The organism is Streptomyces sp. LUP30 (genome assembly GCF_001746365.1).
Taxonomy (GTDB): domain Bacteria; phylum Actinomycetota; class Actinomycetes; order Streptomycetales; family Streptomycetaceae; genus Streptomyces.
This window is the reverse complement of sequence record NZ_MJAJ01000014.1, coordinates 74,280-97,493: the sequence shown is the minus strand read 5'-3', so window position 1 is coordinate 97,493 and position 23,214 is coordinate 74,280. Positions and strand designations below refer to the sequence as shown.

Genomic DNA, 23,214 nt, shown 5'->3' with positions numbered 1-23,214 from the left:
GATGGCGGTCCTGCAGGCGCCCGGTTGATCTGATGCTCACGGTCAGCACGCTGCTGGCCACCGCTTAGCATGCCTTCATGACGCAGCCCTGGACGATGCGCAGGATGGCGGATGAGTTTGCCGAGCTGCTCGGAATGGATCCCGCCAGCATCGACGGCGGCAACCTGACGTTCGTCCGGAGAGACCTGCACGCAACACTCTCGATCTGGAAGGACCGCTACGACTGGTCGACCTTTGGCTGGACGGTCCACTCGGACTACACCGACCTCCGTGACCGAATGGAAAGCTTCGGCGGAGTCAGCATCCGGATCGACCACCCCGCGCCATCCGGCGACGCGAGTCCAGCCAATATTCCCCAGGGCGCCTGCTATCTCTGGCCGGCGGGCGGCACTCCACTTGCCCCAGAGGCCACTTTCGGTGTCACTCAGTACGGACTGCCCTCCCTGCACTTCGTCCGTGACCCCCACGACCGGGGCCTGCTGCTACTGGCGGATGCCCACGTCCACCGGGGCAGGGTTGGTCCTTCGCGCCAACTAACAACGAACCGGCACGGCTTGCGAAGGCCATCCTGTTGGCCCGCCGGTCCGGGGATCAGGATCTTGAGCGGGCGGCTGTCGTCTAGCTGCGGGACAGGGGCGAGGAAGCGGTAGCCCACCGGCCCGACTACCGCTTCCGGGAGGCTGTCGCCGACTGGTCCAAGCAGTACGCCAAGGCCACCGGGATCGATCTCAGCGACCTGGCCAGCTGTCAGGGACCGTGTGGGCAAGCCGATCGCTTCCCAGCCGCCGAGCCCGCGCCTCCGTCCAGGCAAGCAGCGCACTGCCAAGACCCCGCCTCGTGTGACCGGGATGCACGTGGACCGTGGCGCGCCGGCCCTTAACCCAGCCCCAGCCAGCCAGCTCACTTCCGGAATGGTGAACGAGCACCGCGTCGGACTTCACTTCCAGGCCAGGCGTGTTGAGGCCAGCGGCGATGACGTCGGCGCCGGTCGCAGCACGACCACGGAGCTCGTACTCGCAAGCGGTGACCAGTTGGTGAACTGCATCGACATCAGCGGTGGTTGCCGGTCGGCTTCCGTAGCCGTCCGGCAACCACTGAGAGGAAGGACCAGACATGGGTGAGCCCTGCGTCATCTGCACCTCCACGTCGACCTGATCACCTACTGACTTCTTCAGGGTGTTGTCGGGGGTGGTGACGGCTGATGACGGGTGGTGATCCCTGTCGGCCGGTGGTATGCGGTACGCGCAGGGTGCCGGGCTGACCATCGAGAGGCGACGGCCTCGTGAGCGGATCCGGTACGGGGCAGGTGCGCGGTTCGGCCGTGGTGAGAGGACTGCGGTGATCGCTCTCGAGCCGATGGCCGAGAACTGCCGTACTGTCGGAACCGCCGCTGGCCACCCCTGCGACCGCCTCCCGCTGGCCGCAAGAGTCACTTCCACCGGGTCACAAAAGCCGTTAGGGGTCTGCTACTTGGTGCCGACCATGCGCAGTGTGGCGAGCACCAGTGCCCGGGTGACGGTGACGATGTCGCTCACGCGGACCTGTTCCTGTGGACCGTGCGCGAGGCGTACGTCGCCGGGGCCGTACTGCAGCGTGGGGATGCCCGCCCCGGAATACAGTCGCAGGTCGCTGCCATAGGGGGCGCCTCGCTCAGAAGGCCGCGGGCCGCCGGTGACGTCGGCGTGCGCGTCGGCGACCTGGGCCGCTAGCGGATGCCCGGCCGGCAGCCGTCCGCTGGCGAACTGCCCGCCCGGCCACGTCACCGTGGCGGGGTGAGAGCGCAGCCAGGGGTCGGCCGCGCAGGCTTCGGCCACGCACGCCTCCAGTTCGGTGCGTGCCTGGGCCGGATCCTCGCCCAGCCGGACGCCCAGTCTTCCCTCGGCCACCAGCAGGTCGGGCACGCTGCTGGCCCAGTCACCGGAATGAACGGTACCGACGGACAGCGGGTAGGGGATGGGGTATTCGGACATGAGCGGGTCAGCCCCGACGTTGCGGCGGCCTTCCAGCTGGGCGAGCGCACGGTGGATGGGCAAGTACGCGTCGATCGCGCTCACCCCCACGTATCTGGTGCTGCCGTGGGTGGCCCGGCCGGGTACTTGGATGCGGAAGGTCAGGGCGCCGGCGTTCGCAGTCATGACCGCGCCGCTGGTCGGTTCGGTGATGATGCAGGCGTCGCCGGTGTGGCCGCGTCGGAGGGTGCCGAACGCCCCGAGTCCCCCGTCCTCTTCACTGACTACGAAATGCGCGGACACCTGACCGCGCAGCCTTGCGCCCGCCTCCCGTATCGCGGCCAGGGTGGCGAGTATCGCCATCACCCCCGCCTTCATGTCGCACGCTCCTCGTGCGTGCACCACGTCCCCGGTAACCCGAGGGCGGAAGGGGTCACCCTCCCAGCGCGCCAAGTCTCCGGAAGGGACGACGTCGACGTGCCCCTGGAGGATCAGCGTCGGCCCGTCGCCCTGGGGCACCGTGCCGCCCACCAGGCCCCACGCCTCGGTGCGCGGGGCCTCGCTGCCGGGAAAACGGGGATGGTCACGTAGCTCGGGCAGGTTCATGGACCACAGGTCGACATCGAGGTGCATCCGCTTCAGATGCCGGGCCAGGACGTGCTGAACCTCGGACTCCGCGGCGCTCCCCGTCACGCTCGGAACCGCGAGGAGTTCCAGCAGAAACCGGGCGATGGCCGCCTCATCCACCGCGGCCAGGGCCGAGGCTTCCACATCGCTCAGGCTTGCTGTCATCTCAACGCTGCTCCCACCACGTGACATCAGGACAATCCGGAGACTATGTTCGACGGACAATGCAAGCAATCGCCATTTGCTGCTTCCTACTGTCGCTTTCTTGCAATGTCAGCGGACCCATGGCTATTTCTTGCGCTGGCCGCAGGTTCTGACGTCTGGAGTGAGGTCATGGACGCCATCGATCAAGCGATCATCCGGTACGTGCTGCACGACGCTCGGGCCACATACGCCCAGATCGGCAAGGCGTCCGGGCTGTCCGCGCCCGCCGCCAAGCGGCGTCTCGACCGCCTCGTGGCTACCGGAGCGATCCGCGGTTTCACCGCTCTCGTCGATCCTCAGGCGTTGGCCTGGCATACCGAGGCTTTCGTCGAGGTCTACTGCACCGGCAATCCCACCCCCGCCGAACTGCGCCAAGCCCTGGAGGCCATCCCCGAGGTCGTCGAAGCCTGTACCGTCTCGGGCGCCGCCGACGCTGTCGTCCACATGCTCGCCAGAGACATCGCCCACCTGGAACAGGCCATCCAACGCGTGCGGGCCACCTCTCCTGTGGAACGGACCGAGAGCGCCATCGTGCTCTCGCGGCTGTTGAACCGGCCTCGCGTGTGATCGACACCGTGCGACCACCGCGAGTGCCGAGGCCGGCGTCCGCCGGCCTCGGGACGACGCGGCATCCCGCACACGATCCCCGAACGCCTCGACCAGCAAAGACACCGCAAGAACCGAGGCTCCAGAAGGGGGTCGACCCACCGGCTTCGACAGCGAGCGCTGCAAGAAACGCAACACCGTCGAACGCACCATCAACCGCCTCAAGGGCTTCCGGGCCGTCGCTACCCGCTACGAGAAACGCGCGTACATCTACCTCGGCACCGTCACGCTCGCAACCCTCGTCATCTGGCTCAAAACATGATCCGAGAAACAGTGCCTGGTAGAGGAGTTGACTCCACAGCCGATCGTCTCCATCACGCCGTCGTACGCAGCGAAGACGGCCTGGGGGACGCCGAAGAGCTACCCCCGCGGGGCACAGGGACGACCCGCTCGGCGGCACGGGGCTCGGTGGTCCCGCGAAGCCACCCCGCGGGCGCGGGGCATTCCCGCGCGCGGGGATGGCCGCACCACGGTGATGGAGCAGGCGGACACCTCCGACTGCCCACCGTCGCTGAGTCTCACCAGGTCGTGCGCGGGGTGGCACAGGGGTCGGCGTGTCCCCCGTCTCCGCAGCCAGGCGGGCGCCCCGTGGGCTGGCAGCAGTGGGCCCCGCTGGAGTGCTCGGTCCCAGCAGTAGCTGTGTCCGTTCGGCACCCGCGGCTGCAGCGCCGGTGTCTGGGGGTCTTCGGGCTCATCCCTGCCCTTCCTGCGCCAGCGGGCGGAGGGCCTCGCCGTCCGGGCAGTAGATGTGTGGCCGCCGTGAGTCGGAGACAGGCACCGATGTGGATGCGGAGCACACGGTGCGCTTCTATACGAGTGCACGGGTCGCAGGCTCGAGAAAACCGGCCTCGGTGTCGCAGAGGTAGGCCGGCGCGACTTCGAGCATCAACGCGCCGATCCCGTGCGCGCAGGCGGCGAGATCGTCCACGACGCCGCGCAGCGCCGCGAGCGCGGGATCCGCCGACGGCGAAGGCGGGTCGGTACGGACGTCTCGGACGGCCTGGGCGGACCACCGCACGCACCGCTGGCAATTTCCGGTCCCGCGTGGGGTTGGGGATCCTGCGCGAGTCAAGGGCTGCTCGAGATCCCTGTGATGGAGGAGATGATCCGGTCCTGAGATGTGGTCGGTACATCGAAGAAACCGTTGTTGTAGCCGAGCCGCAGCACCGCGGCCCGGTCCGCGACGGCCTTGACGTCTCCCAGGTTGTGACTGATGAGGATCACCCCGATCCCCTGTTCGCGGAGCTTGTCGACCAGGTCGAGGACATGGTCTGCCTGCTGTGTGCCGAGTGCCGCGGTGGGCTCGTCGAGTAGGACGGCCTTCGGTTTACCCAGGAGTGCGCGAGAGATCGCGACCGTCTGCCGCTGGCCCGCCGACAGCGTGGCGACGGGGGTGCGCATGTCGGGGACGCGAATGCCCAGTGCGTCCAGCTGCCGGCGTGCCTCTGCGCGCATGCCGTTCTTGTCCATGTGCCGGAAGAGGCGGCCCAGGGCACCGGGACTTCTGCGCTCCCGGCCGAGAAAAAGGTTCTCGGCCACATCAAGGCCGTCGCACAGCGCCAGGTTCTGATACACGGTCGCGATACCGAGGTGTTGGGCGGCCTGAGGGGTCCTGATCTGCACCGGCCGGCCCTCCCACTCGATGACGCCGGTGTCGGCCGGTGCGACGCCCGCGATGACCCTCACGAGGGTGGACTTGCCAGCGCCGTTGTCCCCCAGGAGGGCGACGACTTCGCCCGGGTGGACTTCCAGCTCGACGTCCTTCAGGGCCTGCACGGCACCGAATCGCTTGGAGATGCCACGCAGTGCGAGCAGCGGCGAACCGGTCACGCGTACCTCGCCTCCTCGGTGCGTGCAAGGTCGGCGGAAATCCGCCCCGTGGTAACGGTAGGTCAAAGCTCGCTTACATTACCTTTCGACATAGTCTCGACATATGAGGCAGAAGCGGGGATCGTGGGGCGTTGGGCCAGCCCAGGGAGGGCAGACCACGACACACCGCCCTTCGAGGCGCGAGCGCGCATGTCAGTGGCGTCGCCGACGGGGAGCGGCGCTCCTCATGGCGGGTGGCCTTCTGCTCGGGGCCGCCGGATGCGGCGAGGGGCAGAGCGACAGCGGTGGCACGGGGTCGGGGAAGGTCAAGATCGGCCTCGTGACCAAGACCGAGACCAACCCGTACTTCGTGACTCTGCGCGAGGCCGCCGTGGCGGCGGCGGCGAAGAACGACGCCAAGCTCATCGCCCTGGCCGGCCGGTTCGACGGGGACAACGAGGGCCAGGTCGCCGCGATGGAGAGTCTCATCTCCAGCGGTGTGAAGGGCATCCTCATCACGCCGTCGAACGGCACGGGGCTCCTGAGCACCATCGCGGAGGCCCGCCGACAGGGCATTGCGGTGATCGCGCTGGACTCCACCACCGAGCCGCCGAGCGCGACCGATGCCACCTACGCGACGGACAACGTCAAGGCGGGACGCCTCCAGGGTTCCTACCTCAGGGCTGCTCTCGCCGGCCGACCGCCCAAGGTGATCATGCTCGACGGCACGGACGACTCCACCGTCAGCAAGCAGCGTCACGAGGGGTTCCTCAAAGGCTTCGGCATCACGAACGACTCCCCGGCGATTCGCGGACAGGCGAACACCAATGGAGAACGCAATCCGGCACAGGCTGCGACGGAGAACCTCCTGGAGCGCACGAGCGACATCAACACGGTCTACACGATCAACGAGCCGGTGGCGAGCGGTGCCTCCGCGGCCATGGCGGCTCGCGGCCTCACCGGCAAGGTGACCATCGGCTCCATCGACGGTGGGTGCACCGGCGTCCGCGACGTGCGGTCCGGCAAGTACGCGGCCACGGTCATGCAGTTCCCCGTCAGGATGGCCACGCGAGGCGTCGACTCGGTCGTCGAGTACGCCAAGAACGGGAAGAAGCCGCACGGACTCTCGGACACGGGCACCGTACTCATCACCGACAAACCGGTGAACGGATTGGCGTCTCAGGATACGGACTGGGGACTGAAGCATTGCTGGGGATGACGTACCGACGTCGAGCGGTCGAAGAGGATCAGGCTGACCGATGAGAACATCTGTCACCGACCACGCCGTCGACGCTGAACGGCACGCCCGGCTCCGGGAGGGACTCCGGTACGCCCTGCGCACGCCGGCCATCGGCCCTCTCACTGCTCTGCTCATTGCCGTGGTGGTCTTCTGGATCATCACGGATACGTTCCTGACGGCGCAGAACCTTTCGCTGGTGCTCCAGCAGTCCATCGTGATCGCCACTCTGGCACTGGGCCAGTCCCTGATCATCCTCACCGCCGGCATCGACCTCTCGAACGGCGCCATCGCGGTCCTCGGCACGATCGTCATGGCCAAACTTGCCTTCGAAGGCGGCAGCCCCGGGGTGGCCCTGCTTATCGGCTTGGCCGTGGCGACGTTCCTGGGACTGGTGAACGGCCTGCTCGTCGCCCGGCTGGGCTTGCCCCCCTTCATCGTGACCCTGGGAACCCTGACCGTCGTTTTCGCGGTGAGCAGCCTCTACTCCGATTCGCGTAGCTATCAGGTGACCTCCGATCTGCTCCTGTTTTGGGGGCACGGCATCCAGCTCGGAGCGATGCGCCTCACCTGGGGGACATTCCTGCTCGTGGGCCTCTACGGGTTGTTTTGGTACGTACTTGCCAACACCGCCTGGGGCCGACACGTCTACGCCGTCGGCGACGCACCCGAGTCCGCGCGCCTGATCGGCATCAAGGTGTGGAGCACAGTCCTCTCGGTCTACGTCACCGCCGGGTTCCTTTACGGCATCGCCGCCTGGCAGGCCCTCGGCCGAATCGCCAACGCCGACCCGAACGCCTACCAGACAGCCAACCTGGAAAGCATCACAGCCGTCGTGCTCGGCGGCACCAGCTTGTTCGGCGGCCGGGGCAGCATCATCGGCACGCTCATCGGGGCCCTCATCGTCAACGTGCTCCGCTCCGGTCTCACTCAGGCGGGCATCGACAGTCTCTACCAAGATGTCGCGACCGGGACCCTCGTCGTCGTCGCAGTCGGCGTCGACCAGGTCTTGCGGCGAAGCGGCTCACGCTGATGCCAGAGTCCAGGCCGTGCCTGCCGTGGCTCGCCCTGCCCTTCTCTGCACGTTTCGGCCGCGCCCTGGTGTCGTCACCCGAGACGGCATCCGGCCTCCACGGGTATCGAGTCGGGATCGATACCCGTGGAGGGCGATTGGTCGCTGTTGCGGCGCGGCCCACTGGCCGGCACCGCCTTCACCGACGACGAGCACGCGTGAGTAATCCTTGACTCGGCCAGAAGCAGCCTCCCGGTGAGGGCCTGCTGACATGACCGGCAGGTGATCGAGGCCAGGAGCGGCCGTCGGCGGTGGGGGGGACCGCGGTCTCCACCCTCCACCCTTGCATCTCCATCCGGTGACCAGCCCGGAGGCCGATGGCAGGGCCGGGCGTCGCGGCGAGGGTGGGCGCATGACAGCGAAGATCGTGATCATGCAGCTGGCGATCCTGGCCGTGGTGCTGGAGTCCGATCTCGGCCGCCGCAAGATCAGCTGGTTCCGGGTGGGACGGCCGGTCGTCGGCGTCGCCGTTATCGTGCCGTTCTTCTTCACCTCGTTGCCCACCGGCGGGAACGATCTGCTGCTGCAGGGCGCCGGCGCGCTGGCGGGGGCGGCACTCGGGCTGTTCTCGGTCTGCCCGCTGCTGGTGTCCGTCGACTACCAACCGGATTGGCGACGCCGTTGGCCGCGCACCTCGCCCACCCCAGGCAGCCCCGCCGCGGTCAGCCGCTCGGGGGCCGGTTACGCGGCGGTCTGGATCGCCGTGACGGCTGCCCGGCTCGGCTTCGCCTACGGCGCCCAGCACATCTTTCCGGTGGGGGTCGGCGTGTTCCTGACCACCCACCACCTGAACGCCACCGGTCTGACGAACGGCTTCATCTTCCTGTCGGTGAGCATGAGCCTGTTCCGCAGCCTGGGGCTGTACGTGCGAGGCCGCGCGCGCCTGGCCCAGGCCGGTCCGGTCGTGGGCGCCGCGCATGTGACGGGCGGTGCACGGTGATTCTCATACCGCTGCTCGGCCTGATCGTCCGTGCTGTCCGCGCGCTGGGGGCGCGCTCTGCAGGCACGCCATCCTGGGATAATGCGGACCGAGAGTATTGTTAGAAGGTTAAGCCCGGCCGTGGACCCTCCCGGGATCGGGCTGAGCGGCATGATCCCCGACCCACGGGCGCGTGCCGCGGCCATGCTGGTGGGGCTGGGGGTGTCGATCTGGATCAACATCGTCACACTTCCCGCTGCCCCCGGGATCGTGGCGCCTGTCGCTCTGGCCGTCGCCGCGCTGGCTTGGCTCGTCCTGATCGCCCGCACCCGAGGTACGCACGTGGTCGCGGTCGCCGCGGTGATGTGCGCAGCCGGGGCGGTGCTCGCGGTCACTGATGCCAATGGGTTGATCTTCACCGGCGTCGCGGCGAGCGTGGCCGCCGTCGCGTTCGATCCGGTCGCCGCCCTCGTGCTGTCTGCCGCCGGTCCTGTCGCCTACTGCCTCGCGGCGATCCCTCACGGGCCGTTTCCGGGGCGCCTGTTGGGCACCGCCGCGGTGGTCCTCGCCGGGCTGGTGGCTGGTGCCAGGCGACGCGAGATCGACCGGCGTGCTCGGCAAAGCACGCTGGTCGCCACGGAACGCCGGCGTACCGAGCTCGCACGGGCCGAGGCGGAACTCGCCGGTGAGCGCAACCCTCTCGGCCGCGAGCTGCACGACGTGCTCGCCCACACCCTCGGCGCCCTGTCGATCCAGCTCACCGCTATCGACACCCTCGCCCGCACCGACGTATCGCGCGAGAAGCTCATCACACAGATCGAGCTCGGCCACGAGCTGGTCAGCACGGGCCTGGACGAGGCACGCCATGCCGTCCGCGCGCTGCGGGGCGAGCCCACGCCGCTGGCCCGGCAGCTCGAACGGCTCTGCGAACTCCATCAGGCAGAGCTCGAACTGGACGGTAGCCAGCAGGAGCTCAATGCCGACATCACGCTCGCGCTCTACCGGCTCGCCCAGGAAGCACTGACCAACGCCGCCAAACACGCCCCTGACACGCGCCGGAGTGTGCGGGTCGGCTTCGGTCCGCGGGACGTGACCGTACAGGTCGGCAATACGAGACCTGCCCCGGGCCCGGACACGCCCGCGGCGCTGCACGCGAGCGGCAGCGGGTTCGGCCTCCAGGGTATGAGGGAACGCGTCAAGCAGGCGGGTGGCGATCTCCAGGCGGGTCACACGCCCGACGGCGGATGGCTGGTCGCCGCACGCATCCCCTACCGACGGGGCAACCTGGGCAACCGCAGCGACGGGAATGACCGATGAGCCCCACGCCGATCTCCGTGATCATCGCCGACGACCATCGGGTCGTGCGCGAGGGCCTGGCCACCATCCTCGGCGCCGTCGACGGGGTGCACATCGCCGGGCTGGCCGCGGACGGCGCTCAAGCCGTCGATCTCGCCGCCCGGCACGAGGCCGACGTGGTCTTGATGGACCTTCACATGCCCGGCGTCGACGGCGTCGAGGCCACGCGCCGGCTCAGGGCCGAGCGTCCGGCCACGGCCGTCGTGGTACTCACCACCTATACCGACGACGACTCCATCCTCGCCGCACTCGAGGCCGGAGCCACCGGCTACCTGACCAAGAACGCCTCCGCCGCGGACATCCACCGCGCCATCGAGGCCGCCGCCTGCGGCCACGCCATGCTCGACCCGCTCGCCGCCGCCCGCCTGATCCACGCGAGCCGCCGCAACGACCCGGGCCACACCGTGAAGAACGCCGCTCTCCCCGACGGCCTCACCGAACGCGAGGCCCAGGTGCTCGGCCTGATCGCGCAGGGCCTGTCCAACGCTGAGATCGCCGCCAAGCTGTACCTGAGCCGCTCCACGGTGAAGACCCATATCCATCAGATCTTCGCCAAGACCGGCAGCCGCGACCGCCCGCAGGCCATTGTGTACGCGCACCGGCATGGGATCCACGCCGAGGAGGATCCGGCCCAGCGGAACGGGTGACCGGCCGGTCCTTCTGAGCTTCACGATCAACTCATGGCCCCTTCGACGCGTATCCGGGTCGCGGGTCAGCCCGGACCGGGAGTGTCCGGTCCGGGCTGACCCGCACGTCATTGGTCTCGGCGGGCTGGTTCGCGGATGAGCTGGGGCATCAGCTCCCGGTTAGCGGCGCGCGCGGCGGCGAGGTCGTCGTCGCGGTCCTGGAGCTTGAGTTCCAGGTCGACGACCTGCCGTTCGAGGGTAGTGATCCGGGCCTGGAGCTGTTCGGTGTCTTCGGGGCCGCCGATGCCGGACTCCCGCCAGACCTGTTCGCCCAAGGCCTCGCTGAGGCGGGTTTCGAGGCGGCGGATCTGGGCGGTGAGGCGGGCGGTGCGGGCGTCGGCGGCGGCAGGTCGGCTTGGAGGGAAGCCCGGCTCACGGCCGGGCCCCGGCCGCCGGGGATCATGGGCGGCTCGGCGGGCCTGGGCGTGAACCTGGCCGAGCAGATCGCGGTGACGGTAGAGAAAGATGCGGTCGACGCCCACGCGGCGGGCGATGGCCGCGACGCTGACCTCGGAGCCGTCCTTCGCGGCCTCGGCCAGGGAAGCGAGCACGCGTTGGCGGCGTCTGCCAGTGTCGGCCCGGCGTCCCTCGATCATGGCCTGGACGGTGGGGTCGGGTGCGGTCATGCGGGTCGTTCCGGTCGGAAGTCGGGCAGCGGCTGGCGGATGCGGGGCATGCCGAGGAAGTTCTGCCGCATCTGGCGGACGACCTGGACGGGCCGCCCGCGGGTCGGGCGGCCGGATCCATGGTCAACCACTCCCTGTGGGTGGCCACGACGAATCCGCTGTCGCACTCCCTGCTGTTTGAACGCTTCCCCGGCGAACGTCGCAGCTCGCTGCCCGATACCGTCCTCCAGACCGGTGAGGTCCCTGGAACCGCCCCACTGTCCCTGACCACGCGTCACGCTGATTACGGAGGGCTACTCGTCACTTCGTCGTAGCTTCGGGAGAAGAGGGCCGGGTCAGCCCTGCTCCTTCACCCTCGCAGCGTAGAGGGGCACGTACTCCTGGCCGGAGACCTCTGCCAGGGCCTGCATGATCAAGTCAGAGACAGCCCTTCGGGCACCGGCGTCAGCGGCGGAGCCCTCGTACAGGGTGAGGTCGACGGGCTTGCCGAAGGTGACCTTGACCTTGGCCGGACGCGGAAGCATGCGCCCGGGGGGCAGGACGCAGTCGGTGCCGCTCATGGCCACCGGCACCACGGGCGCGCCGGACTTGAGAGCCAGCCATGCCACGCCCGTCTTGGCCCGGTAGAGCCGGCCGTCCGGGGAGCGTGTGCCCTCGGGGTAGATACAGAAGACACCGCCGTCCTTCACCACCCGAAGACACGCGTCAAGCGAGGCCACCGCCGCCCGTTGGTTCTCGCGGTCGACCGGAACCTGCCCACTGCCCCGCATGAAGGACGAGACGATCCGCATCGGCCAGGGACCTCCCTCAAAGTACTCCGCTTTCGCCATGAAGGTCACCTGCCGATCCAGCACCAGCGGCAGGAAGGTGGAGTCCACGATGGACAGGTGGTTGGACGCGAGTATGACGCCGTTCGACTGCGGCACATTCTCCAGGCCCACGGCTTCGAGCCGCGCCGCAGTACGCAGCACCGGCCCGGTCAGCCACTTCAAATGCTCATACATCAATTCGTTCCTCTATGACTCGTGCGCATCGCGCGTTGGCGCGACCCTCGCCCGCGGCGGCAAGCTCGAACATGCCACGGCATTCCAGCGCGTACCGGACGTACGCGTTACCGAGCGCCCAACTGGCCGCGCCTTGACGGAGTGCCACCCGTCATGCGCCGTCCCGGGTGCTCAGCAGGTTCACGACCGTCACCCGCAGCACCGGCTCGCCGCCCTGATCGATGAGCTCGGCGAGCGTGCGCACGATGCCGCGTCGCGGATCGGAGCTCGATCGCCGGGTGTCGATGGTGCGGAGGTGCAGGCGGAGCCGGTCGCCGGGGTGGACGGGCTTGAGCCAGCGCAGTTCGTCCACCCCGGGGCTGCCCAGACTCGCGACCTTCGACAGATAGTGCCTGGCGAACAGTTGCATCATCAGTGTGACCGTGTGCCAGCCGCTGGCGACCAGCCCGCCGAAGGGGCCCTGCCGCGCGGCGATGGGATCGATGTGGAAGGACTGAGGGTCGTACTGCGAGGCGAAGGCGATGATCTCCTCCTCCGTGACCGCAACGCTGCCGTACTCGTACGTCGCACCCGCTGTGTAGTCCTCGAAGTACCGGTCATCGATGGGGACCATGAATCCGTCCATGTCCTGGTGTCCATTCAAGTTGCGTCATCCTTACGAGCTCTGGGAAAAAGTGCTGAGGGCAGGGGGCCGAGGGTCGCGGCCGCGGCCATCAGCAGCAAAGTGGTTCGCACGGAGCGCCAGCGCCTGCGCTCGTCGCGATGGCGACGCCGAGAGTCGTGCCGATGGCATCGCGGTCTGGTTCAGGTCGCTGACGGCTCTCGGTCGCCCAGCCGTACCGCGACGGCGAGAAGGGCAGCCGCCGCGACTAGATACCCGGTACTGGGCCACTGGATCTGTGCCGGGCTCGCAGAGAGCCAACGCTGCAGGCTGGGCTGCGCCACGAGTAGAACGGTGCCGTCCAGTGCGACGGACACCGCCCCGGCCACGCTGACGAGAAGCGGACCCGAGCGTCGCAGCCGCCCGGTCATCAGGTCATGGGCCCCAGATGGGCGTCCAGTGCAGCTTCGATCAGCCCCTCGTGACTGTTGAAACCGTCGTCACCGAGGGCGAGTTGCAGGCTGCCCCAGGACCGCAGTTGAGCGATGCCGTGCAGGTTCGCCCACAGGGCGGCCGCAGTGACGGCCGCCGCAGGCTCCAGCGCCTGTGCCAGGCACCGAACGACGAGCTCGGTGACACGCTGGAACATCGGAAGCGTCGCCTCCCGCAGCCGAGGTCCGTCCGGGGTTCCACTCTGCTCGCTGCTGTCGAGCAGGTCGTGACGGAACATCAGCTCGAACATGCCGCGCCGTTCCAGTGCGTAGGTGACGTACACCCGCGCCAGCACCGCCAACTCAACATGCGGCACGGCAGTCCCGGCCGTGGCTGCGGCGAACCGCGCGCCCAGCTCCTCGAAGCCTCTGTGCGCGATGGCCGACAGCAGCGCCCGGTGTGTCGGAAAGTAGCGCCGCGGCGCACCGTGCGAGACACCTGCCCGGCGGGCGATCTCCCGAAGACCAACCGAAGCGGTGCCCTCAGACAGCACCAGCTCTACGCCGGCATCGACCAGTCGTTCCCGCAGAGACCCTTCAACATCCATAGACAGTGTCTACCAGATATTCGTAGACAGCGTCTATCGGCAATCCATCTGCGCGGACTCAGGGCTGGCGGTCCGCGTGGTGCCGGGCGGCCGGCGCCGCAGTGCCCTTTCTCAAGGCGTACCTGGCGCTGGAGTGCCACGACCTGGGGACCGCCCGTCCCGGCGTCGGGACGTTGGTGACCCGCCCGGACGCTGGCCGGCGACACGCTCGCCGCGCACGGACCGCTCCGCAAAGACCTGCAGCGCTGGCTGACCAGCCCGCCTGGCAGGGCGCGACGACGAGAGCATCGAGGCGCTGTGAACGCATTTCGTAACGCCGCCGGAGAGGACGTAGCGCGAGCGCTGTCTTGCATGCCCAGGGCCTGGACAAAGGGACAAACAGCGCTGGACGCTGCAGAACTGCGACCCGGATGTCCCCGCCGGACGGGTGGTCGGCCCCAACGGCGCCGGCAAGTCGACCTTATTGAACCTGGCCTCCCGCATGCTGACCCCGACGGCCGGTTCACCATCGAGGTGTGCGGCGGCCGTCCCGCTTCGGGTGTGGAACCGCTGGCCAAGATCGGCTTCGTCGCTCAGGACAACCCGACCTACGCCGCGTTGAGCGTCGCCGACCACCTCGACTTCGGCTTTGCCGTTGCGCAGGTCCAGAGGTCAGTGGATCACACGCTGACGGGCGCGGCATCAGTTATGCAAAGGCAGATGTGAGTGAAGCGACGAATGGACTGCCTGGTGGGCGGTCTCGCTTGTTGAGTAGCTTCTGTCCCATGCGGAAGACCATCGGGCACGATTTCGACCAGGACACCCGGCTCAACTGGGCCTCTGAGGCGAGCTGTACGGCTCACCTCACCGATCGCTGGAACACCACCAGCGGCAACCCCAACGGTGGCTATCTCATGGCCGTTGGGGTTCGTGCCCTCCAGGAGCGCTCTGCCCATCCAGATCCGCTGGTGGCCTCGGCGTTCTTCCTCCGGCCGGGATCACCGGGGCCGGCCGAAATCCAGGTGGAGTCGGCCAGGGAAGGACGCCGAACTTCCACTCGCGAGGCACAGATGCGCCAGGGCGGCCAGGAGATCCTGCGGATCGTGGCGACGTTCACCGACTTCGACCAGGCGGACGGTCGCAATCTGTCGCTGACGGAGACGCCAGACCTGCCCTCGCCGGATGACCTCTCCGATCCGCTGGCCGGGATCGAACTGCCCGGCATCACCGTCGCAGACCGGGTCGAATACCGGACTGCTCAACCACCCGGTTGGCTGCATGGACAGCCCAGCGGTGACCCCAGCATGACGTTCTGGATGCGATTCGCCGACGGCCGCGAACCCGACCTTGTGAGTCTGCCGTTCCTGGCCGACGCGGCATATCCGGCGATCATGGAGCTGGGGGAGATGCCCTCGGCCACTCTCGAACTGACCATCCACCTGCGAGATCGGCCCGCCCCCGGCTGGCTGGCCTGCCAGATCAACACCCGCCACGTCGCCGGCGGCTTTCATGAAGAGGATTGCGATATCTGGGACTCGCGAGGCGTCCTCGTCGCCCAATCGCGCCAACTCGCTCTCATCCCCTGAGTCTGTGTGGGCCGGATTTGGTTCGTGCGGCAGGTCGTGGGGAGCGACGGGCGTTCGTTGCATCGCAAGAAGACGGCACCTGTGAGGTGGGGAGTAGCCCCCTCCCCCAGCGCGTCGAACCTGCCCGCCCCTTCGCCGCCGCCGGGAACAAGGTGTGTGGTGGAGTGGGCGCCATGACCGACATTGAGACGATCACGGTGCCCCGTCATCTGCGGGGGTATCCCGGGGTGGCATTCGGCGGGTATATAGCGGGGGTGCTCGCCGGGCGGGCGGCGGCCAAGACCGTCCGGGTGGACTTCCGACGGCCGACCCCGGTTGAGGTACCGGTGGGTCTCACAGAGACCGCCGGCGGCGGGGCCGTGCTGACCGGCGCCGACGGGGTGCTCGCGGTGGCCACGCCCGACGAGCTGGACCTCGAAGTCCCCGAACCGCCCTCCTGGGAGGCGGCCTCGGCCGCGGCCGAGACGTACCGCGCGGCTCCGCCGGAGGGGGCTGCGGACTGCTTCGGGTGCGGACTCGACCGCACGCCCGACACCGGGCTGCGCCAGCACTGCGGAGTCGTACCGGGACGGGATCTGGTGGCCGCGGCATGGACGGCCGGGCCCGCGCTCGCCGACACGGAGGGGAAGCTGCGGCCGGAGCTGGTGTGGGGGGCGCTCGACTGCCCCGGGAACGCGGCGGGTCGGCTGCGGGGGAGGTTACGGGAGGGGGCGGTGACGGCCTCACTCACGGCGCGGTTGCTCCGGCCGGTGCCGGTTTCCTCACGGCTGGTGTCTTATGCCTGGGTCCTCTCGGAGGAAGGGCGGAAGCACCGGGTGGGTGTTGCCCTGGCCACGGCGGGGGGCGACCTTTGCGCGGTCGCCTCGGCGCTGTGGGTGGACCTTCGATAACACCCCCGACGTTGGCTGGGACTCGCGAAACTGACAGCTGAACCGCCACGGGGGCCAGCCCTATCAGCTGGGCCCCGTGGCGTGGACAGCATGCCTCATGCCTGGATTTGCTTCCACGGGGCCGTACGTGACCACCGAGTAGTGTGCCTACTCCTGTCGACGGCCCAGCATGTTCATGATCGTCAGACGGTGGTGCGGATCTTCTTCCCACGTCGGACGCCCTCCAAGCCGAGATCACGCATCAACCGGGAGACGGTGCACCCGGCCACCGGTACGCCTTCGCGGTACAGCTGCCGCCAGACCTATCGGACCCGCTGTGCACGAATCGGGGACTGCCGGCGCGCTCACTGGTGCTCTTGGGTCACAGGTCACGCCTACGGTCTTCAAGGAACGAAACACAGCCCGGACGCACACGCAGCGCATCCGTCCGAAGAACCGCAGCGACCAAGACCCGTCGGCTCGATCCCCTGATTCGAACGGGCCTGCGCTCGACCTCTAGGTAAAGGATCTGTCATGCAGTCGATCAGTCGATTCACCGCCCGGGCCGTAACCCTGGCTGCCGCAGCTGGAGCCACCGTCGCCCTTGCCGGCGGCCCAGCCTCCGCCGCCGGCTTCTGGGCCAACGCATGCCAGGACGGGAGGGCTTGCATCGTCCTCGCGCACGGAGCAGGCCCGGGGGGAGCGTACTGGAACATCGATGGTTGTAAGCACCACCCGATTCATGACTACTACAAGAGTGCGCTCGCCCAGGGCAACGCCTTCTACGTCAACTACGCCAACGGCAAGTGGGACTATGTCGGGCCGTGGACCGGGCGGCCGCTGGACAGCGGCAATCTGGTCACCTCGGTCGACGTGCTCTGCTGAGCTGGGAAAACTCCGCGGTGCCGGCCGAGGGGCCTGATCATCCTAAGTACGCGTGCCGCTCCCAACAGCGGCACTACCACCCGATCGAGAAGCGCTGGCTCATGGCACTTGCATTTCCGCCCGATGCAAGAATGACCCGTCAGCGACCATCGTCAGACGCCTGATCGACCGACTCACCCGCCACGTAGGTCGCTCACGGTTTCGCCGAACTCGCGTTTCAGTCTTGCCGAGATGTTTGTTTTTGTGTACTCCCCATCGTGCTGCGATCGCGGCCGTAGAGATGCCCGCGCAAGTGGGCGGCGATCTGTTCCGCCAGCCCGGCGTCACGGACCGCGCGGGAGCCGGGCCTGGCAGCGCGGCGGGCATAGAAGGCGGTCCTGGAGACCTTCAGCAGCTCACACGCCCGTTTGACGCTGTGACCTGCACGCTTCTCCGCCTCGATGAACGGGTGCACCGTCACCGGGTCTTCTTCACCGGTCAGAGCAACAGTCCTGGTTGAGGACGGTATACGTGGCGAGACTGGGTCGGCCGGGGATGTCGGACGAGATGAAGGCCGACTTGTGGCGACGGTGGAGGGCCGGGGAGTCGATCAGCTTCATCTCGAGGCAGATCGGCAAGCCTCCCAGCTCGGTGTTCACTGTCGTCAAGCATCACGGAGGGATCGCTCCCGGACCCCCGCAAGGCGCGCGCCGGAAGCTTGACCATGGGCGAGCGGGAGGAGATCTCGCGCGGGCTTTGTGCCGGTGAGTCCTACCGGACCATCGCCGGCCTCCTGGGGCGTGCGGTGTCGACGATCAGCCGTGAAGTCAGCAACAACGGCGGACGGGACGTCTACCGGGCGATCGCTGCGCAGAAACGCGCACTTGACCGCGCACGCCGCCCGAAGCAGTGCCTCCTGGCCCACAGACCCGCGCTGAGGCGGACAGTGTCGCGGCACCGGTCAGCTCCGCAGCGAGGCGCCCGATCGGGATGGCGGATGAGCGCGGCGATCTGCGGCGATGCGAACTGCGGCCCCCGAACCAGGCGGACGTCGCTGCGCCCCACCGTCATGATCGCCTGCCAGTCCTCGTCCTCCTAGGCACCGGGGCTTACCTCCTCGGGCTTCTTGATACGGCCACCGGCGACCGGCACCCTCCCGCGCGCCGCCGACAGCTGCCGTCTGCTCGCCCTCGTCGAGCAGTGCCATCAGGTAGACGTGGGTACCGGCGAGCATCTGATGGTCTGCGACCCAGGCGTCGCGGACGGCGGCCGTCAATCATGCCCGCGATTTGCCCGACATACCAGCGGAGGAAGGAGCAGTGCCCGCCGCGCGCGCCGACGCGCTGTATGGCTCCGGCCTTACCGGTGGCTGGGCAACGCTGTCGAGCACCAGTGACTCCTTCGTCCGGCCCGGAGGCTCGGCGTCCACCTGGTCGACCGAGACCTGCTCGGCCAGCTGCTGGTCGGCGTATCCGTCCAGATGCAGCTGCCACACCATGGACAGCACCAGGTACCAGCGCAGGGCGAACGAGTGGCGGATCATATGGGCGCGAGGCCCACACAGCGCATTATGACCGGCGGCCCTCGCGCTGTTCGGGCGTCAGTTCTTCTGCCGAGAGGTCGACCTGGTGCTACTCGAGGTTAACGATCTCTGTTGCGTGAGGACCAATGAGCCGTCTGCGGTTGCCTGCTGCCAGCTTTTTTCCTAGGCGCTCTGCGTTGGCCTCTCCTCTCTGCCAGCTCAGAGTTCGGCGACAGTAGATAAATCAGCCACCACAAAGGCACTAGGAACACCAACGCAATGAGCCAAAAAACTGCGGAGACACCAATCCTTTCACCCAAACTCCCCTGAGAGGATAGGCCATAGATTACGAACACGAGAGCCCAGATGAAAACAGTATAATAAAGCAGTCGCGCCATTGATCCCATAATGGACCGCACCGGATAGAGCCATAGAAATCTCCTGAGCGGGACCCAGATGGCGATATTTCCCGACGGCGAGGGGTCGCCAAAAGATTTGTCAATCTCGTCAAGTAGGTCTTCAAGGATCTCCGCTGCTCTGACGTTCGTGAGTTTCACGCTAGGGTTCGCCGTGATCGCTTGAGGGGCGGAATCCCATTCGCCGAGAAACCCAAGATAGGCTCGCGCTTCGTCGAGCGCGTGCCGACGTCGCGCTTCCGCATTCCTTCGAGATCGCCATTCCTGGAGCCATAGACTAGCCAAGCCAAGGGACGACGCGAGCACGACGGGCACCACAGCAGGAATGATATCTTTAGATCCTACCCCGAACACAGACTCTCCCTTTCGAGCGATATTTTGGCAAATTCGACCCCTCTATGAGAGAATACTTATTCAAGACTCGCCCCGTGTGGTCGGGTAATCAAAATTGACTGATTATGCACGCTTCGAGGGTTGCAAGCGAGGCCGCTTTGCCCTGACCTGTACTGCAAAAGCAAGCGTAAGTCGCGAACCCTAATGCCGCAAAGGAGGTACCATCCATGGGGGGTTAACCAATCGTTGATTTCCAAGGCTCACTCGCTTGCATCAACCAAGTCCCTCTTTTGATGGCACTTTCCATTATCGCCCAACAGCCGCGCCAGCCCCGATCGTTCATGAGGATCCGTCAGGTGCTGACGGATTCTTGTGGTGATGCCGGTGGGAGTCACCCGCGGTGATGAGCCGTGACCACTCCTGCCGCATCACTCGATCCGCGGCGGCCCGGCGCCGCCAACCGCCTTCGGTGGTGAGCTCGTTGGAGAGGACGGCGCCGACGGCGCCGAACCTCGCAGGCAGGCCCGCCACCGCGAACCGATCTTCTTCAAGTGGCCGCGTCAGGTCAGGACGGTGGGCACGAAGCTGGGACTTGAGGCGGCGGTACGCGGGAGGCTGGAACCGCTGCGGGCGAAGATGACCACGCTCGCCGATCGCGATTGCGCGCACAAGCGGCCCCACGCACGGTTCACCGCACGCCGGTAACCACACCAGTCGGGGCGTAACCGGCGTGCGCTCAACGGCAATTGACGTGTCTTGCGAAGAACAGCACCAGACCCGTCGAGGCCCCTTGCCACCCAGGAAGCAGGACCGGCCGGGGAACGCCCCGCCCCGGTAACGGTCCGTCAACCGGTGTTGTCCGGGTGGGTGAGGTTGGTGCCGGTCCTCGGGTCGAACACGTGAGCCTTGCTCATGTCGACCCGCATGTCCAGCGGTTGGCCCTCCCGGGTCCGCGTGGCGGCGTCCAGGCGGGCGACGATCTGCTGGACGGCACCGGTGTCCCGCAGGCCCGAGTCGGTCGCGAGCTCCTCCAGTTCGGCGCTCTGCGCGGGGCCGCCCTCCTGGGCAAAGTAGACGTATACGTCGGAGCCAAGGGACTCCAGCACGTCGATGGTGGCGGTGACGACCGGGCCGTGGGCGTCATGCGCCAGGGCCGCATCCTCGAAGGCCTCTGGTCGCAGGCCGACGATGACCTCGCGGGGCGCGTTCTGCCGCTCCAGTGCCTGCCTCGTCGAGCCGTCCAGAGGGAGGTCCCCGAGGGCGGAGTGCAGGATGCTCCCCTCGACGGTTGCGTTGAGGAAGTTCATCGCCGGGGAGCCGATGAAGCCGGCGACGAAGATGTTGCGCGGGAGGTCGTAGAGCTCTGCGGGCGTTCCGACCTGCTGGACGACTCCCAGCCTCATGACGACGACGCGGTCGCCGAGGGTCATCGCCTCGGTCTGGTCGTGGGTGACGTACACGGTGGTGGTGCCCAAGCGCCTTTGCAGTCGGGCGATCTGGGTGCGCATCTGGACACGGAGCTTGGCGTCCAGGTTGGACAGCGGCTCGTCCATCAGGAACACCTTCGGGTCGCGGACGATCGCCCGCCCCATGGCGACGCGCTGCCGCTGGCCGCCGGACAGGGCGGCCGGCCGGCGGTCGAGGAACTCGCCAAGGTCCAAGACCCGCGCCGCCTCCTCGACCTTCTGGTTGATGGTCGCCTTGTCCACCTTGGCCAGGCGCAGCGGGAAGCCCATGTTCTCGCGGACGCTCAGGTGCGGGTACAGGGCGTAGCTCTGGAACACCATCGCGACGTCGCGGTCCTTGGGCGGAAGATCGTTCACGACCCGGTCGCCGATGCTCAGGGTGCCCTCGGTGATGTCCTCAAGGCCGGCGATCATGTTCAGGGTGGTGGACTTGCCGCACCCGGACGGACCGACCAGGATCACGAACTCGCCGTCGGCGATGTCGAGGTCCACGCCCTGCACGGCGAGCGATCCGTCGGGAAAACGCTTGGTGATGCCCGAGAGGACGATCTCGGCCATAGGTGGTGCCTCCTTGTCTTCACAGCTTCCGGGTCAGGGGTGCGCCATCGGGGCGGCGGGTCCACGGCGGGCCCGCCGCCCGGGCGTCGGTCACCCCTTGACCGCCCCGGAGGTCAGTCCGGCGACGATCCGCCGCTGGAAGAACAGGACGAAAATGATGATCGGGATGGTGATCACCACGGCGGCGGCGGCGATCGAACCCGTGGGCTGCTCGAACTGCGAACTGCCGGTGAAGAACGCGATCGCGGCGGGCACGGTCCGCGCGCGATCGGTGGAGGTCAGCGAGATCGCGAAGAGGAAGTCGTTCCAGCAGAAGATGAATACCAAGATGGCCGTGGTGAACACGCCCGGCGCCGCCAGCGGGGCGATGACCAGGCGGAACGCCTGCGCCGGGGTCGCCCCGTCGACCTTGGCGGCCTTCTCCAGGTCCCAGGGGATCTCCCTGAAGAACGCCGACAGGGTGTAGATGGCCAGCGGCAGCGAGAAGGTCATGTACGGGATGATCAGGCCGATCCAGGTGTCAAAGATCCCCAGGATGCGCTCGATGTTGAACAGCGGTGAGACCAGGGAGATCGGCGGGAACATCGCGATCAGCAGGGACATGCCGATGAGGAGCCCCTTGCCGGGGAACCTGAGCCTGGCTACCGCATAGGCGGCCATGGTGCCCAGCACGACGGCGATCGTCGTGGAGATCAAAGCAATGCCGATCGAGTTGATCAGCGCGCGGGTGAACTCGCTGGTCTGGAAGATGCCCCGGTAGTTCTCCCAGGTCCACTGTCGGGGAATGTAGTCGCCGTCGGTGAGGGTGCCGGGGTTCTTGAAGGACAGAGCGATGATCCACCACACCGGGAACAGGGCGTACAGCACCACCGCCACGTTCAGAACGCCCCATCGGACGGCGTGCGACCTTCCGGCGGCTGCCATCAGCGCTTCACCTCCGCGCCGGGTGCCGCCGCACCGAACAGTCTGACGAACGCGAACGCGATGATTGCGACGCAGATGAAGATCAGCACCGAGATCGTCGATCCGATGCCCAGATTCAGGGCGGTGAACAGGTTGTCGTAGCCGAGGATCGACACAGACCCGGTGCCGTGCGCGCCCGAGGTGAGGATGTAGATGTTGTCGAAGATCCGGAACGCATCGAGCGTACGGAAGAGCAGTGCCACCAGGATCGCCGGTTTCATCAGGGGCAGCATCACCTTGGTGAAGCGCTGCCAGGGGGAGGCGCCGTCCACCATGGCCGCCCGCAGGGTCTCCTCGGGCACCAGGGCGAGACCCGCGAGGAGCAGCAGCGCCATGAACGGAGTGGTCTTCCACACCTCGGCGAGGACAATCAGCCACAGGGCGGGCCACTGCTCGGTCAGCGGGGCGCTGCCGTTGGGCAGCAGCCCGGCGAGATAGCCGAGTTGGGGGGTCCAGGCGTACTGCCAGGAATAGGCGGCTACCACCGTGACGATTCCGTACGGGATGAGCACCGAGGTGCGGACGGCGCCGCGCCAGAAGATCGTCCGGTGCATGACCAAGGCGAGCCCCATACCGAGGACCAGCTCGATGGTGACCGAGACCCCCGTGATGAACACCGTCACCCAGAAGGCGTCCCACCAATACGAGGAGGACAGCACGACGCCGTAGTTGCTCAGTCCGATGAATTTCGCCTGCCCCGGGAAGCGCAGGTCGGTGCGCTGAAGGGAGAGGTAGACGGCATACCCGACGGGGTAGGCGGTTACCGCGAGCATGACGATCACGGCCGGGGCGCAGAGCAGCCAGCCGAGCCGCCGCTCCTGCCGGGCGCCCTCCGAGAGGGCCTTGCGGTCCTGCGCCTGCTGCTGCTCGGCGGGCGGCGGGCCTGCGGCCGACGGTGCTTGCGCGCTCATCTCGGACCCCCC

Annotated in this window: 26 protein-coding genes and 4 pseudogenes; 15 read left to right on the top strand and 15 right to left on the bottom strand. The window is 67.6% G+C overall.

What is annotated here, in order from left to right; translation table 11 throughout:
- Positions 1-77: 77 nt before the first annotated feature.
- On the top strand, positions 78-650 hold the full coding sequence (locus tag BG482_RS14505; RefSeq protein WP_141746581.1) for a hypothetical protein: 573 nt from the start codon (positions 78-80) through the stop codon (positions 648-650).
- A gap of 78 nt (positions 651-728) precedes the next feature.
- Here the strand turns inward: BG482_RS14505 and BG482_RS41030 are convergent, their stop codons facing one another.
- Positions 729-1,115: a GNAT family N-acetyltransferase gene (locus BG482_RS41030; protein WP_256096373.1), complete on the bottom strand. Its 387-nt coding sequence runs from the start codon at positions 1,113-1,115 to the stop codon at positions 729-731.
- A 351-nt stretch (positions 1,116-1,466) separates the two neighbouring features.
- Positions 1,467-2,741, bottom strand: a complete 1,275-nt coding sequence (locus tag BG482_RS14500) for an ArgE/DapE family deacylase (RefSeq protein ID WP_069769416.1) — start codon at positions 2,739-2,741, stop codon at positions 1,467-1,469.
- Positions 2,742-2,909: 168 nt separating this feature from the next.
- Between BG482_RS14500 and BG482_RS14495 the strand changes: the two genes are divergently transcribed.
- Entirely contained in the window at positions 2,910-3,347 is a 438-nt protein-coding gene (locus BG482_RS14495; RefSeq protein ID WP_069769415.1) for an Lrp/AsnC family transcriptional regulator, read from the top strand.
- Positions 3,348-3,401: 54 nt separating this feature from the next.
- A pseudogene (locus BG482_RS46160) lies at positions 3,402-3,648 on the top strand (IS5/IS1182 family transposase); the annotation flags it as partial.
- Positions 3,649-4,194: 546 nt separating this feature from the next.
- On the opposite strand, the gene BG482_RS14490 reads toward BG482_RS46160, so the two are convergent.
- The gene (locus BG482_RS14490) at positions 4,195-4,404 is read right to left on the bottom strand and encodes a hypothetical protein (RefSeq protein WP_069769414.1); all 210 of its coding nucleotides are present in this window, start codon (positions 4,402-4,404) and stop codon (positions 4,195-4,197) included.
- Positions 4,405-4,454: 50 nt separating this feature from the next.
- On the bottom strand, positions 4,455-5,216 hold the full coding sequence (locus BG482_RS14485; RefSeq protein WP_069769413.1) for an ATP-binding cassette domain-containing protein: 762 nt from the start codon (positions 5,214-5,216) through the stop codon (positions 4,455-4,457).
- Positions 5,217-5,442: 226 nt separating this feature from the next.
- Here BG482_RS14485 and BG482_RS14480 point away from each other — a divergent pair, with 226 nt between their 5' ends.
- The 5 genes from BG482_RS14480 (at position 5,443) to BG482_RS14460 (ending at position 10,426) form a co-directional block, all read left to right on the top strand.
- A complete protein-coding gene (locus BG482_RS14480; RefSeq protein ID WP_069769412.1) occupies positions 5,443-6,414 on the top strand; it encodes a substrate-binding domain-containing protein in 972 nt (323 codons plus the stop codon).
- A 40-nt stretch (positions 6,415-6,454) separates the two neighbouring features.
- Complete coding sequence (locus BG482_RS14475; RefSeq protein WP_079141812.1) at positions 6,455-7,465, top strand: ABC transporter permease; 1,011 nt, start codon at positions 6,455-6,457, stop codon at positions 7,463-7,465.
- A 322-nt stretch (positions 7,466-7,787) separates the two neighbouring features.
- Positions 7,788-8,444: a hypothetical protein gene (locus BG482_RS14470; RefSeq protein ID WP_141746579.1), complete on the top strand. Its 657-nt coding sequence runs from the start codon at positions 7,788-7,790 to the stop codon at positions 8,442-8,444.
- A gap of 81 nt (positions 8,445-8,525) precedes the next feature.
- Positions 8,526-9,740 (top strand): sensor histidine kinase, encoded by a 1,215-nt coding sequence (locus BG482_RS14465; RefSeq protein WP_079141811.1) that lies wholly within the window; start codon positions 8,526-8,528, stop codon positions 9,738-9,740.
- A complete protein-coding gene (locus tag BG482_RS14460; RefSeq protein ID WP_069769409.1) occupies positions 9,737-10,426 on the top strand; it encodes a response regulator transcription factor in 690 nt (229 codons plus the stop codon). Before BG482_RS14465 ends, BG482_RS14460 begins: the two co-directional genes overlap by 4 nt.
- 107 nt (positions 10,427-10,533) lie before the next feature.
- Here BG482_RS14460 and BG482_RS14455 read toward each other — a convergent pair whose 3' ends face one another.
- Positions 10,534-11,091, bottom strand: a complete 558-nt coding sequence (locus BG482_RS14455; RefSeq protein WP_069769408.1) for a hypothetical protein — start codon at positions 11,089-11,091, stop codon at positions 10,534-10,536.
- 91 nt (positions 11,092-11,182) lie between these two features.
- Between BG482_RS14455 and BG482_RS46155 the strand changes: the two are divergent.
- Positions 11,183-11,309 (top strand): annotated as a pseudogene (locus BG482_RS46155) (hypothetical protein); the annotation flags it as partial.
- Positions 11,310-11,426: 117 nt separating this feature from the next.
- On the opposite strand, the gene BG482_RS14450 reads toward BG482_RS46155, so the two are convergent.
- The 4 genes and pseudogenes from BG482_RS14450 to BG482_RS14435 all read right to left on the bottom strand — a co-directional run bounded on the left by BG482_RS14450 (position 11,427) and on the right by BG482_RS14435 (position 13,735).
- On the bottom strand, positions 11,427-12,083 hold the full coding sequence (locus BG482_RS14450) for a 1-acyl-sn-glycerol-3-phosphate acyltransferase (protein WP_256096367.1): 657 nt from the start codon (positions 12,081-12,083) through the stop codon (positions 11,427-11,429).
- 163 nt (positions 12,084-12,246) lie between these two features.
- Complete coding sequence (locus BG482_RS14445) at positions 12,247-12,738, bottom strand: MaoC family dehydratase (RefSeq protein ID WP_256096366.1); 492 nt, start codon at positions 12,736-12,738, stop codon at positions 12,247-12,249.
- 179 nt (positions 12,739-12,917) lie between these two features.
- Positions 12,918-13,127, bottom strand: a pseudogene (locus BG482_RS45170) (MFS transporter); the annotation flags it as partial.
- Positions 13,127-13,735 carry a TetR/AcrR family transcriptional regulator gene (locus tag BG482_RS14435; RefSeq protein ID WP_069769404.1) on the bottom strand — a complete coding sequence of 203 codons (609 nt, stop codon included), beginning with the start codon at positions 13,733-13,735 and terminating at the stop codon, positions 13,127-13,129. The pseudogene BG482_RS45170 and the gene BG482_RS14435, both read right to left, overlap by 1 nt.
- 427 nt (positions 13,736-14,162) lie before the next feature.
- Here BG482_RS14435 and BG482_RS45800 point away from each other — a divergent pair, with 427 nt between their 5' ends.
- The 4 genes from BG482_RS45800 (at position 14,163) to BG482_RS14425 (ending at position 16,190) form a co-directional block, all read left to right on the top strand.
- Positions 14,163-14,336 carry an ATP-binding cassette domain-containing protein gene (locus BG482_RS45800; RefSeq protein WP_370745786.1) on the top strand — a complete coding sequence of 58 codons (174 nt, stop codon included), beginning with the start codon at positions 14,163-14,165 and terminating at the stop codon, positions 14,334-14,336.
- A complete protein-coding gene (locus BG482_RS46150; RefSeq protein ID WP_176741377.1) occupies positions 14,276-14,440 on the top strand; it encodes a hypothetical protein in 165 nt (54 codons plus the stop codon). The genes BG482_RS45800 and BG482_RS46150 overlap by 61 nt, the downstream gene beginning before the upstream one ends.
- Before the next feature lie 59 nt (positions 14,441-14,499).
- Positions 14,500-15,300 (top strand): thioesterase family protein, encoded by an 801-nt coding sequence (locus BG482_RS14430; protein ID WP_069769403.1) that lies wholly within the window; start codon positions 14,500-14,502, stop codon positions 15,298-15,300.
- Positions 15,301-15,473: 173 nt separating this feature from the next.
- On the top strand, positions 15,474-16,190 hold the full coding sequence (locus BG482_RS14425) for a PaaI family thioesterase (RefSeq protein WP_069769454.1): 717 nt from the start codon (positions 15,474-15,476) through the stop codon (positions 16,188-16,190).
- 185 nt (positions 16,191-16,375) lie between these two features.
- Here the strand turns inward: BG482_RS14425 and BG482_RS42615 are convergent.
- Positions 16,376-16,492 (bottom strand): annotated as a pseudogene (locus BG482_RS42615) (IS3 family transposase); the annotation flags it as partial.
- Between the two features lie 211 nt (positions 16,493-16,703).
- Between BG482_RS42615 and BG482_RS14420 the strand changes: the two are divergent.
- Entirely contained in the window at positions 16,704-17,054 is a 351-nt protein-coding gene (locus BG482_RS14420; RefSeq protein ID WP_069769402.1) for a hypothetical protein, read from the top strand.
- Positions 17,055-17,271: 217 nt separating this feature from the next.
- On the opposite strand, the gene BG482_RS43440 is transcribed toward BG482_RS14420, so the two are convergent.
- Positions 17,272-17,514, bottom strand: a complete 243-nt coding sequence (locus BG482_RS43440; RefSeq protein WP_141746578.1) for a hypothetical protein — start codon at positions 17,512-17,514, stop codon at positions 17,272-17,274.
- Positions 17,515-17,757: 243 nt separating this feature from the next.
- On the opposite strand from BG482_RS43440, the gene BG482_RS46145 reads away from it, so the two are divergent.
- A complete protein-coding gene (locus BG482_RS46145) occupies positions 17,758-18,132 on the top strand; it encodes a helix-turn-helix domain-containing protein (RefSeq protein WP_079141810.1) in 375 nt (124 codons plus the stop codon).
- A gap of 177 nt (positions 18,133-18,309) precedes the next feature.
- Here the strand turns inward: BG482_RS46145 and BG482_RS14415 are convergent, their stop codons facing one another.
- From BG482_RS14415 to BG482_RS14400, 4 genes are all read right to left on the bottom strand, one after another.
- Positions 18,310-18,576: a hypothetical protein gene (locus BG482_RS14415; RefSeq protein WP_069769401.1), complete on the bottom strand. Its 267-nt coding sequence runs from the start codon at positions 18,574-18,576 to the stop codon at positions 18,310-18,312.
- 1,573 nt (positions 18,577-20,149) lie between these two features.
- A complete protein-coding gene (locus tag BG482_RS14410; protein ID WP_069769400.1) occupies positions 20,150-21,328 on the bottom strand; it encodes an ABC transporter ATP-binding protein in 1,179 nt (392 codons plus the stop codon).
- 90 nt (positions 21,329-21,418) lie between these two features.
- Entirely contained in the window at positions 21,419-22,252 is an 834-nt protein-coding gene (locus BG482_RS14405) for a carbohydrate ABC transporter permease (protein WP_069769399.1), read from the bottom strand.
- Positions 22,252-23,202, bottom strand: a complete 951-nt coding sequence (locus BG482_RS14400) for a carbohydrate ABC transporter permease (protein WP_069769398.1) — start codon at positions 23,200-23,202, stop codon at positions 22,252-22,254. The genes BG482_RS14405 and BG482_RS14400 overlap by 1 nt, the downstream gene beginning before the upstream one ends.
- Between the last annotated feature and the right edge of the window lie 12 nt (positions 23,203-23,214).